The sequence below is a fragment of the Empedobacter sp. UBA7494 genome (genome assembly GCF_002478465.1).
Taxonomy (GTDB): Bacteria; Bacteroidota; Bacteroidia; order Flavobacteriales; family Weeksellaceae; genus Empedobacter; species Empedobacter falsenii_B.
On sequence record NZ_DLOC01000033.1, the window covers coordinates 1 to 999 of the forward strand.

2 protein-coding genes are annotated in these 999 nt (G+C 35.6%); both read left to right on the top strand.

All coding sequences use genetic code 11. From position 1 onward, the window contains the following. On the top strand, positions 1-749 hold a 749-nt coding region (locus B4E95_RS03050), incomplete at its 5' end, for an efflux RND transporter periplasmic adaptor subunit (protein ID WP_291089843.1). Between the two features lie 13 nt (positions 750-762). Beyond that, positions 763-999, top strand: a 237-nt coding sequence (locus tag B4E95_RS03055; protein WP_291089846.1) for an efflux RND transporter permease subunit, incomplete at its 3' end; no start/stop codon positions are given.

A 999-nucleotide genomic window follows, 5' to 3' on the forward strand; every position in this document is an offset into this window, starting at 1 on the left:
CGAGTTATAATCAAGCTGTAGCTGCTAAGTCTCAAGCGCAGGCTGGTGTTACTGAAGCTCAATCAAATTACAAAGGAGCTCAAGCAAATGTAGATTATTCTGTTGTTAGAGCACCTATTAGTGGAGTGGTTGGTTCTATTAATTCTCGTCAAGGTACATTAGTTGGTCCTACAGATCAAACTCCAATTACTACAGTTTCAAATACAAGTAGAGTATATGCTTATTTCTCTATGAATGAGAAAGAGTATTTAAACTTTATTTCTAAATCTGAAGGATCAACTTTAAAAGATAAATTAAACAAAATTCCAGCAGTTGAATTAGTATTAGCTAATGGAGATGTTTATCCTGAGAAAGGTAAAATACAAACTGTAACTGGTCAAATTAATCCAACAACAGGGACAATTGATTTCCGTGTTACGTTCAATAATGAGGCTAAGCTTTTGGCAAATGGTAACTCAGGGCGTATTCGTGTTCCAAAAACTTATGTTGATGTATTGGTTGTGCCAGAGGCTGCAACGTTTGAACAACAAGGTATGACTTATGTTTACAAAGTAACAAAAGATACAGCTTACGCAACGCCAATTACTGTAGTAGAAAGAGCGAATAATATGGCAGTTGTAAAAGACGGAGTGAAAAAAGGTGATAAAGTTGTTGCACAAGGTGTAGGAAAACTACGTGATAAAACAGCTGTTAAACCAACTCCAGCAAACTTTGATCAAATCGTAGAATCTACAAAAACGGTATTCTAAATTGTAAATAGATATGTTAAAAAAGTTTATTGAAAGACCCGTATTATCTACGGTAATTTCTATCCTTATATTGATATTGGGTATACTGGGGCTTATATCGCTTCCGGTAACACAATATCCAGATATTGCACCCTCTACTGTAAAAATTTCTGCTTCATATCCCGGAGCGAATGCAAAGACAGTAATGGAGTCTGTAATTATCCCGATAGAGGAACAGGTGAATGGGGTTGAAGGAATGGATTATATTTCT